Raw genomic sequence first — 9,409 nt, 5'->3', positions numbered from 1 at the left:
GGCGGGCAGGGTGGGGTTCGTCACGTAGGTGGCGAACTGGCCGTCGTCCTTGGGCTCGCTCGCGTTGAACTTGTCCTTGTCCGGCAGGCCGATGACGATCTCGTTCACCAGCGGCATGCCCAGGCGGCTGACCTGCTGCCACGCACCGCCGTCACGCGAGGGCTTCGCGAACGTAGGCGCCGGGTTGATGGCGCGCGCCTGGCGCACGCTCGCGGACGTCCAGCCACCGATGACGTCCTGGGTGCCGGCCTTGAGGCAGGCGATGGGCACTTCCAGGGCCAGCGTGGTGATGTTGTTCTTCGCCAGCGGGTTGGGCACCGCGTTGCGCTCGGCCGCATTGGCGATGACCGACGCGGGCGCGTTCACCAGGTCGAACACCGGGCCCAGGTTGACCGCGAAGGACTCCTTGCGCTGCCCGACGAACACGCGGCCCGGGGTGGCACAGTCCGGGATGTTCACCGAATAGATGTGCTCCTTGGCGTAGGCCTCGTACACGGCCGGCAGGCCCAGCGACTTGGTGCCGATGAAGTCCGTGGGCTTGCGGAACGTGGCCGAACCGCCCGCCGCGTTGGTCACGTCCTTGGCGGTGCCGGTGCGGCGGTCACCGCGGACGACCTTGAGCGTGAAGGACTCCTGCACGTTCAGGTTGGCCTGGTTCGCGGTGGTGATGGGACCCACGTTGAAGAGCGGCACGGCGACCGTCTTCGCCTGGGCGCCGGTCCCGATGGTCAGCGCCGCGCCGTTGTTGGAGTTGGCCAGCGTGTTGGTGAAGCGGAACTGGAAGGTGAGGTCCTCTTCCCCGTTCCCATCGTTGTCGATGTGGATCTCGTACAGCGCTTCGGGATCCAGCGTGAAGAAGTTGGGACCGCCGTACGGCTCCTGGAAGGGGATGTAGTTGGCGATCAGCGTCACGAAGTCCGCGCGAGTCGCCTCATAGCTGCGGAACATGTAGAAGTCGGTCGCGTCGACCTTGGGCGACTTCGTGATGAAGGGTGCTTCCCGGTGACTCGACGCAATGGCGCTCGACGCGCCCAGCGCGGTCGCGACGGTGAGGACCGCCGCGAGCTTCTTCGCTCTCATCTGAACCTCCTGCTGCGTTGGATGTATTTGTTGGAGTCCCCGGGTGTCTTGCAGACGCAGGACATACCTCCGGGTCCTGGCAATACGCTGCCCGGATTCACGTGGATTTCCGGAGCGGACGGAACCCTGCCCCGCAGGGCAGGCCTGTCAGGTGAAGGACACGCCGACGCCGAACGCGCGCTCCGCGAACCACGCGCACGCCACCAGGGCGATGACCGCGGAGCCGCCCACGAGCAACGCCCTGCGGTACACGGGCGTGCCGCGCAGCAGGTAGGCCAGGGGCAGGAAGACGGCCACGCACGCGAGCTGGCCCAGCTCCACGCCGACGTTGAAGCCCAGCAGCGTCACCGCGAGGCTGCCCGCGGGCAGCTCCAGATCCGCCAGCACCGACGCGAAGCCGAAGCCGTGCAGCAGCCCCAGCGCGAACGCGGCCATCCAGCGGGTGCGATCCATCAACGGGAAGACATTGTTGAGCGCGGCGACGATGACGCTGGCCGCGATGGCGGACTCCACCAGGCGCGACGGCAGCGACACCCAGCCCAGCGATGCGGCGCTCAGCGTCAGCGAGTGCGCGAGCGTGAAGGCGGACACCACCTTCACCACGTCCTTCACCGCTGAACCAAAGTTCGTCACCGGCACCCACCGCCCCGTCTCGCGGTCGCGGCGCAGCACGGACGGCAGGAGCAGCGCCAGCAGGAAGAGCAGGTGATCCACGCCCGCCCAGATGTGTTCGACGCCGGAGTGCACCATCTGCCCGAAGCGTCGCCAGGGCGACAGGCCCTCCAGGGACACGCGGGCGGTGTGCCGCGTGGCGGAGAGGATCAGCGGTTCGCCCGCGCCGTCGCTGCCCACCCGCACGATGCCCCGGTGCTGCGGGTCGCGGTCGAAGAGCAGGGAATAGTCCACGTCCAGCGCCACGGGCGTGGCCGGGCACGCGGCGGTGAAGTCCACGACGGCATAGGCCCCGTCGGAGTGACGCACCACCCGCAGCGCGGACGACGGGGCCAGGGGGCAGATGTGTCCTTCCGCGGACAGCTTCAGCCGGGCGAGCGCGTAGCCCGCGACGTCCGCCTGCCGCGCGCGCAGCTCGCTCCAGGTGATGGCGCCGTCGCCATCCGCGTCGAGGATGAGCACCTCCTCCAGGTCGCGCAGCGCCACGTCCCAGCGGCCGGTGAAGCCGTCACCGGCGCGGTCCAGGTGCAGGTAGCTGTCGCTCGGCTTGTGGGCCAGCGCCGCCAGCGGAAGGAGGAGCAGGGCCAGCGTCAGGGCCTTCATGGGGACGCCTTTCGCGCGCGTTCAGCGAGCGCCAGCAGGCCGGGGTCGTCCGCGCCGCTCGCCTCCAGGAAGCGCAGGGCGGGGGCGGCGGCCTCGGGGGTGTGGTTCGCGAGCGCGGTCTCCAACAGCAGGCGCACGTCCCACGGTTCGTGCTGCACCTCCCAGTTCACCTGGGCCAGCTTCAGCGCCTTCGCCGGATCCTTCAGGATGTGGAGGGCGAAGCGGGCTTCCTCGCGCGCGTGCAGGCCGTCGCCCCGCAGGTGGCTGACGGCGTGGCGCGAGCCCAGTTCGGCGGCGAGCGCGGGTGCCTCCGGCGTGCCCAGCGCTGCTTCCGCGAGCACGCGGCGCAGCAACTGGTTGTCGTCCTGGCCGTGGTCCTTCACCAGCGCGATGACGTCGCGCGGCCGGCCCAGGTCCAGCAGCAGGTCCGCGTAGGCGGCGCGCGTATAGGCGTCCGACGGATCCAGGGTCAGCACGCGGGCGAAGAGCTTCGCGGCGCGCTCGGTGTCGCCCGCGCGAGCGGTGGCCTCCGCGAGGGTGGACAGCGCCCACGCCTGCTCCTCCACCCCGTGGGCCCCACGGGCCAGGGCGGCGGACAAGAGCGACTGGGCTTCCCTGGAACGACCCGCCAGGCTCTTCACCTGCGCCTGACACACCGCGCCGGCCAGCGAACCCGCGAGGGGCGCGAGCATCGTGCAGCTCCTCGCGGCCTCCGCGTGTTCACCGCGCACGCCCAGGACGACGGCGCGCGTGAGCCAGGCCTGGGCGTCGTCGGGGGATTCGCGCACCAGGGCGTCCAGGTCCGCCAGCGCGGCGGGAAACTCATGGCGGCCCTGGAGGATGGTCGCGCGCAACAGGCGCACGCCCGGAGGCGGGGTGGCCGCGTCCCACCAGGGCGTAAGCGCCGCCTGCGCCCGGCCCAGGTAGCGCGGGTCCCCGGAGGCCCGCCCCTCCTCGATGTCCAGCCGCGCCAGCCGCAGCGCCAGATCCAACTGGTCCGCGCGCGCCGCCAGGGCCCGCCGCAACGCGGCGCGTTCCCGGGCCTTCGCATCCGTCGCGGTCGCTGGAACCTGCTCCAGCACCGCGCTGTCGGTGGTGGGCGTGAAGGGCACGCGCTCCGTCGCGGGCGTCTGGCCACAGCCAGCGAGGCCCAGCGACACCGCGAGGGTCAGGCCGAGCGCGGTGCGTGAGACACCTTTTGACGACAGGCTGTGCGAACACATGGGTGCAGGACTCTACGGAGCCCGCGCCCGGGTGGATGCCTGGACGGCGGTCGGGATTGTCGCGCGGCGGACGTCAGCTTCCGGCGGCGCGGCGCGGCGTCTCGGTCAGGCCCGCCGCGTCACCGTGCACCAGCGCGTACGGGTCGAGCGGATCTCCGCCCAGCCCCTCCAGCGCCACCCACGTGCCCAGCCCCATGCGCCGCGCGTGCTCCAGCAGCATGCGCGTGACGACCTGGTCCTCCAGCGCGTGCCCGGTGGAGTCGAACACCGTGTTGCGCAGCCGCCAGCCCTGGAACTCCTCCGGCTGCTGCACCACGGTGGCCAGATCTGGACCTATCTGATCCGGATGGAGCTGCTGACATTCCCCCTCCAGGCGCGCCTGGCTGGGAAAGTCCGGGCACACCAGGCTGCGGCGCAGGAGCGCCAGCGGCAGCTCCGTCTTGCCCGGCCGGTCCGCGCCCACCGCGTTGATGTGCGCATGCGGCTTGAGCGCGTGGCCGGAGATCACCGGCCCGGAGCCCGCCGTCACGGTGGTCGCGGTGCAGAGGATGTCCGCTCGCGCCTCCAGGTCCGCCAGCAGCGTGGGCCGCACATCCAGCCCCAGGAACGCCACGCGCCGCACGAAGGAGCGCGCCGCGTCCGGATCCAGGTCATGCACCAACACCTGCTCCAGCCGGAACACGCGGCTGAGGGCATGAAGCTGCGTGACGGCCTGCGCGCCGCAGCCCACCAGCCCCAGCACCGTGCTGTCCGGCGACGCGAGACACCGGCTGGCCACGGCCGACGCGGCCCCGGTGCGCAGCGCGGTGGCGAAGACGCCGTCCATCACCGCCATCAGATGGCCCGTGCGTGCGTCGTACACGCTGTGGGTCGCGATGAGTGTCGGCAGGCCGGCCTCCAGCACGTTGGCCGGGCAGGAGCCTGCCACCTTCATCGTCAGGGTCTCGCCCCGCCGCAGGACGGGCATCCACTCGAGCGCTCCCAGCGGAAGCGCCCCGTCCGACAGCGAGAAGCCCTCCCGCTTGTGCACCTGCGTGAGGGCGTCATCCAGCTCGCGCAGGGCCACGGTGAGTGACTGGATGAGCTCATCCATCAAGGCGTGCAGGCCCACGCCCGCCACGATGGCGCGCAGGTCGGTGGGACTGATGAGGAGCGTGCGAGGGACCGGGGGCGTCATGTGTTGAGAATTTACGCCCCTGACAGGAATTGCAACCTGACAGTTTTGAGCATGAATTCCTCCCGCGCTGTGTCTTTTGAATACAGGTGCAGGGAACAAGGCTGCTCCCGGTCCCTGTTGGACGTGAGCGCTCGACGCCCAGCGGAGTTACAGACGCCACGCCCCTGTCTGCCACCCGAGCCCCTCCACCCCAACGCCCGAGTGACAACCCCCGTGACGCCTTCCGGCCCCAGGAATTCCGTGCTCAGCGCCGTGTCCGACATGCTTTCCGGAGGTCCACCCCCGCCCTCCAACGAGCTGCGCCGCGCGCGGGTGCTGCTGGTGGACGACGTACCGGCGAACCTGCTCGCCCTGGAGGGCATCCTGGAGCCGCTGGGCCAGCAACTGGTGTCGGTGCGCTCCGGCGACGAGGCGCTCAAGGCGCTGCTGCTGGACGAGTACGCGTGCGTGCTGATGGACGTGCAGATGCCGGGGCTGGACGGGCTGGAGACGGCGAAGCTGGTGCGCGCAAGGGAGCGCACGAAGCACCTGCCCATCCTCTTCATCACCGCGCTCAGTCGCGAGACGGCCTACATCACCCGGGGCTACGAATACGGGGCGGTGGACTACCTGCTCAAGCCCGTGGATCCGGACATCCTGCGCGCGAAGGTGTCGGTGTTCGTGGAGCTGTACCTTCGCGGCGAACAACTGCGGCAGCAGGCGCTGGAGCTGGCCGAGCGGCGGCGCGTGGAGCAGGAGCTCCAGCGCACGGCGGAGCTGGAGCAGCAGATCGTCGGCATCGTGGGGCATGACATCCGCTCCCCCCTGGCCGCCATCCTCACCACCGCGAGCATGCAGCTTGCGCGCGAGTCGCTGCCGGAAGGCCAGCGCAAGGCCTTCGAGCGGGTGGCCCGGGGCGGCGAGCGCATCCAACGCATCGTGGAACAACTGCTCGACTTCACCCGAGCCCGCCTGGGCGGAGGCATCCCGGTGGAGCCACGTCCGGGCGACCTCAACGAGCTGTGTTGCAAGGTGGCGGACGAGCTGCGCGCAGCGCAACCCCACCGCACCGTCCAATGCGATTTCACCTGCGACACACTGCAGGGCGCGTGGGACCTGGACCGGCTGGCGCAGGTGCTGGCCAACCTCCTGGACAACGCCCTGAAGTACAGCCCCAACGACAGCCCGGTGCGCATCCGCACCTTCGAGCAGGGTGAGGACACCGTCCACGTGGAGGTGCACAACGGCGGCGCCCCCATCCCCACGCACCTGCGCTCCACGCTGTTCCAGCCCTTCCGCCGGGGCGTCGATACGGAACGCCGGGAGAGCCTGGGCCTGGGGCTCTACATCGCGCACAGCATCGTGGAGGCCCACGGCGGAACCCTCCGGGTCGAGTCCACCCTGGAGTCAGGAACCACCTTCTTCGTGTGCCTGCCGCGTCACGCCCAGCGCGACGGGCGCCACCTCTCCGCCTGCGCCGACGCGGCACAGCCGGAATCGCTGACGGCCTGAAAACACAAGTCCCGTCGCGTCAGGTGAGTATTGCAGTGCCGGCTGATTACTTCAGTCAAAGGCATACAACTATCCGCCCTCATCAAAACCTCTCATTCTCTCAGCGAAGCTCTGGGCAGTTTGCTACAATGCCAGACGTCCGGGAGGTGAGGTGCCACCGGACTTACATGTCCGCTTTGGGGAGGGTGCGAGACAATGACGACCGACAACTCGATGTGGATTCCCGTGGATGGAAACGACCCGATGAGGGCCTGGATCCGTCGTCCAGCATCCGGGAGTGGTCCGGCGTTGGTGGTGCTGATGGTGGAGGCGTTCGAGGGCAACGAACACCTGAAGCACATGGCCGAACACTTCGCGGAAGAAGGTTACGTGGTGGTCGCGCCGGACCTCGCGTCGAGGGGGGAGCCGGAGGAAGCGGATCTGAAGGCGGTGGTGGCCTACGCCCGCGCCCTGCCGGAGGTGACGGGCCTCAAGGGCAAGAAGCAGGTGGGCGCGCTGGGCTTCGGACTGGGCGGCACGCTGGCCGCGCAGCTCGCGGTGCACGGCCAGGTGGACTGCGCGGTGGCCTACTGCGCGCCGGGCATGGAGGACGTGCTGGCGGAAGCGGGGCCTGACGCGTCCCCGATGGTGCTCAACTTCGCGGAGTGGGACGGCTTCGTGCCCCCGTCCGCGGTGGCGCGCGTGCGCAAGCACGTCACGCCCGACGTGGAGCTGTACGTGTACCCGGGCGTCCGGCACGGCTTCTTCCGCACGGGGTCTCCGGCGTACCACCGGCCCTCGCAGATGATGGCCCACACCCGCACCATGGCCCTGCTGCGCAAGACGATGGGTCCGCACTACGACCTGTCCGCGCTGTGGGACCGCCACACGGAGCTGGAGTTCGCCATCCGGGACGCCGACGCGACGATGGCCACCATGGTGGCGCACCCGTACGTCAACAGCATCCCGGTGATGACGGGCGGCGTGGGCGCCAATTACCTGCACCGCTTCTACGAGAACCACTTCATCCACGCGAACCCGAAGGACACGAAGATGATCCCGCTGTCGCGCACCGTGGGTGCCGACCGCGTGGTGGACGAGTTCATCTTCTGCTTCACCCACGACATCGAGATGGACTGGATGCTCCCGGGCATCCCGCCCACCGGCAAGTACGTGGAGGTGCCGTTCGTCGCGGTGGTGAACTTCCGCGGCGACAAGCTCTACCACGAGCACATCTACTGGGATCAGGCGACGGTGCTGGTGCAACTGGGCCTGCTCAACCCCCAGGGGCTGCCGGTGTCCGGCGCGGAGTCCGCGCGCAAGCTGCTGGATGAGCAACTGCCGTCCAACACCCTGATGGAGAAGTGGGACGACAGCGCCCCCACCAAGCGCCAGGCGGGCTGAAAAAAGGGATGACGCCCGCGCCCCGGGGTGGTGTCTACCCAGGGCGCGGTGTCTCACTTTCATGCGGGAAACGCGCGGGACCATTGCGCGGGCTCGCTGGGGGTGTTCACAATGCGGCACCTCACTGGATAGTCCAGGGGGGCATCGTTTCCCAGATTTCCCTCTGGAGTGGCTTCCGCGCGCTGGCGACAGCGTGGAAGGAGGCCGCCACCGACGCCCGGATGCGACTTTCCCTGTCCCAGAAGCTCTCGCTGGCGCCGCTCCTGGTGGCGCTGTTCTTCACGGTCCTCTTCTTCGGGTACCTCATCCCGCGCGTGTCCAACGCCTTCGAGGCGCAGGGCCGGGACGTGGGGGTGTCCATGCCCGCGGCGCTCGCCTCCACGTTGGCGGGCGTCATGGCCTCGGGCCAGACGGAGTCGCTCCAGGCGCTCCTGGAGCCGGTGGCCCGCAACGGGAAGGTGGCCTACGTGGCCGTCTTTGACGGGTCGGGACAGCTTCGCGCGGTGGCGGGGGAGTACGGCCCGGCCATGCGGGAGCTGAGGGACAGGCTGGGCAAGGCCACGGGCGAGGCGACGTTCTACGTGCGCGACGCGGAGCTGATGGACCTGAGCTCGCGGATGGCGAACGGGGCGGGCAGCGTGCACGTGGGCTTCAACCGCACGGCGGCGCGGGCCCAGGTGGCCAGCCTCACCACCGGCGTGAGCGTGGTGCTGGTGCTGGCGCTGGTGCTGTTCGTGGTGGTGGGCCTCGTGCTGGCGCGGCGCATCGCGGGGCCGCTGGTGCAGTTGACGGAAGCGGCGCAGCGCATCGCGGAGCACGGCGACCTGCGGGAGATGGTCCGCATCGACTCCACCGACGAGGTGGGGCAGTTGGCGGGCGCCTTCACGCTGATGGTGACGAAGGTGAAGGACCTGCTCGTGCAGTTGCAGCAGTCGTCGGATCTGCTCAAGGGGTCGGTGGACCATCTGAATGATTCGGCGGGCCGGCAGAACGAGATGGTGTCGCGCCACGCCGCCGCGCTGCAGGAGACGCAGGTGACGGCGCAGGAGATCCGCCAGACGTCGGTGGTGGCGTCGCGCGCGGCCGAAGCGGTCATCGACGTGGCGGAGCGCGCGGAGGCCCTGGGCAAGACGGGCGAGAGCGCCATCACGGACAGCATCGAGGGCCTGGTGGATCTGCGCTCGCAGGTGGAGCAGATCGCCGAGCGCATCATGGCGCTGGGCGAGCGCACCGAGCAGATCTCCGGCATCACGGAGACGGTGAAGGACCTGGCGGACCAGTCGCACCTGCTCGCGGTGAACGCGGCCATCGAGGCGGCGCGCTCCGGGGAGCACGGCAAGGGCTTCGCGGTGGTGGCCCGGGAGATCCGCGGGCTGGCGGACCAGTCCATCCGCGCCACCAACCAGGTGCGCGGCATCCTGGCGGACATCAGCGCGGCCATCTTCGCCACGGTGGAGATCACCGCGGCGGGCACGCAGCGCATGGAGTCCGGGCTCGCGCAGGTGCGCACCTCCGGGGACACGCTGCGCCAACTGTCCTCCATCGTGCGCGACAGCGTGGTGTCCGCGCGCCAGATTTCCCAGACCGTGAACCAGCAGGCCACCGGCATCGAGCAGATCTTCACCGCGGTGAACGAGCTCAATGCGGTGATGGGCGACACGGTGAAGCGCATCTCCACCACCAGCGAGTCCGCGGTGGCGCTCAAGATGCTGTCCGAGCGCGTGGCCGCGATGGTGAAGGACTACCGGCTGTAGTCCGCCGCTGTGTGCAGGGCCCCCGC

The 9,409-nt window shown here is 69.8% G+C and carries 7 protein-coding genes; 3 read left to right on the top strand and 4 right to left on the bottom strand.

From position 1 onward, the window contains the following. The 4 genes from D7V88_RS16000 to D7V88_RS15985 all read right to left on the bottom strand — a co-directional run. On the bottom strand, positions 1–1,080 hold a 1,080-nt coding region (locus tag D7V88_RS16000), incomplete at its 3' end, for a DUF4331 domain-containing protein (RefSeq protein WP_147448752.1). Between the two features lie 147 nt (positions 1,081–1,227). Then, entirely contained in the window at positions 1,228–2,355 is a 1,128-nt protein-coding gene (locus tag D7V88_RS15995; RefSeq protein ID WP_120541506.1) for a HupE/UreJ family protein, read from the bottom strand. Next, the gene (locus D7V88_RS45165; protein WP_120541505.1) at positions 2,352–3,578 is read right to left on the bottom strand and encodes a tetratricopeptide repeat protein; all 1,227 of its coding nucleotides are present in this window, start codon (positions 3,576–3,578) and stop codon (positions 2,352–2,354) included. Before D7V88_RS45165 ends, D7V88_RS15995 begins: the two co-directional genes overlap by 4 nt. A gap of 73 nt (positions 3,579–3,651) precedes the next feature. Further along, complete coding sequence (locus D7V88_RS15985) at positions 3,652–4,755, bottom strand: ornithine cyclodeaminase family protein (protein ID WP_120541504.1); 1,104 nt, start codon at positions 4,753–4,755, stop codon at positions 3,652–3,654. A 261-nt stretch (positions 4,756–5,016) separates the two neighbouring features. On the opposite strand from D7V88_RS15985, the gene D7V88_RS15980 reads away from it, so the two are divergent. The 3 genes from D7V88_RS15980 to D7V88_RS15970 all read left to right on the top strand — a co-directional run bounded on the left by D7V88_RS15980 (position 5,017) and on the right by D7V88_RS15970 (position 9,383). Continuing rightward, a complete protein-coding gene (locus tag D7V88_RS15980) occupies positions 5,017–6,246 on the top strand; it encodes a hybrid sensor histidine kinase/response regulator (RefSeq protein ID WP_120541509.1) in 1,230 nt (409 codons plus the stop codon). Positions 6,247–6,441: 195 nt separating this feature from the next. Next, positions 6,442–7,629: an alpha/beta fold hydrolase gene (locus D7V88_RS15975; RefSeq protein ID WP_208726311.1), complete on the top strand. Its 1,188-nt coding sequence runs from the start codon at positions 6,442–6,444 to the stop codon at positions 7,627–7,629. Between the two features lie 221 nt (positions 7,630–7,850). Further along, complete coding sequence (locus D7V88_RS15970) at positions 7,851–9,383, top strand: methyl-accepting chemotaxis protein (protein ID WP_120541503.1); 1,533 nt, start codon at positions 7,851–7,853, stop codon at positions 9,381–9,383. Positions 9,384–9,409: the final 26 nt, after the last annotated feature.

It is taken from the genome of Corallococcus terminator (assembly GCF_003611635.1).
Classification (GTDB): Bacteria; Myxococcota; Myxococcia; order Myxococcales; family Myxococcaceae; genus Corallococcus; species Corallococcus terminator.
This window is presented reverse-complemented; position numbering and strand designations above follow the sequence as displayed.